At 49.6% G+C, this 995-nt stretch carries 1 protein-coding gene; it reads left to right on the top strand.

What is annotated here, in order from left to right:
* On the top strand, positions 1-995 hold a 995-nt coding region (locus LKK83_RS20735; protein ID WP_324633228.1), incomplete at both ends, for a tetratricopeptide repeat protein.

Here is a 995-nt window from a genome sequence, read left to right as displayed (position 1 = left end):
CAATACTTCCTGCAATCGTTAGAGATAGCACGAGAAATTGGGGACAAACCGTGGGAAAGCATCTCCCTCAACAACCTAGGAAATGTTTACCAGAACCTGGGAGAATACGCCGAAGCAGAGCAATACTACCTGCAATCGTTAGAGATAGCTCGGCTTCTCGGCGACAAAGCGGGGGAAGGCATCACCCTTGGCAACCTGGGAGTTGTTTACGAGAGTCTGGGAGAATACGCCGAAGCGGAGCAACAATTCTTGGCAGCCATTGAAGTGCGGGAACAATTGCGCCTTGGTTTAACTGACGCGCAAAAAATCTCCCTATTTGAACGACAGAAAACCACTTACGAACTCCTGCAAGCCGTCCTGATTGCCCAAAATAAAACCGATACCGCCTTAGAAATTTCCGAACGGGGACGCGCCCGCGCTTTTGTAGAATTGCTCGCCCAAAGACTCGCCGACACCCCAGACAACGCCCTCACTGTCACCCCGGCCAATATCACTCACATTAAACAAATTGCTGCTGCCCAAAATGCCACGATTGTCCAATATTCTTACGTTCGTGAAGCGTTTCAAGTTGGCAAGGTTGAGCGATTGAACGAATCGGAACTGTATATCTGGGTCATCAAACCCACAGGAGAAATCGGTTTCCGTCGCACTGACCTCAAACCCTTATGGCAAGAGCAAGATACTTGGTTAGCGAAAGGAATTGCCGATGCCCGTTGCTTCGATAACCAGGTCTGTCGTCAGAATATCACCGTTGCTCAAAGTGTTGATGGAACCACGGAAGTTCGCAGCGAACGGTCTTTTACCTTTAATCAGCAGGCGGCACAACAGCAAACTCGTCCCACCCGCCAGCGAGAGAACCGGGAATTACACCAACTGCATCAACTGTTAATCGCACCCATTGCCGATTTACTCCCTACCAACCCCACGGATAAAGTCATCTTCGTTCCCCACGACTCTTTATTCTTAGTACCTTTTCCCGCCTTGCAAGATGAGAA

This window comes from Phormidium sp. CCY1219 (assembly GCF_035615515.1).
Lineage (GTDB): Bacteria > Cyanobacteriota > Cyanobacteriia > Cyanobacteriales > Laspinemataceae > CCY1219.
The sequence above is the reverse complement of the archived record's forward strand: the minus strand, read 5'-3'. Positions and strand labels throughout refer to the sequence as shown.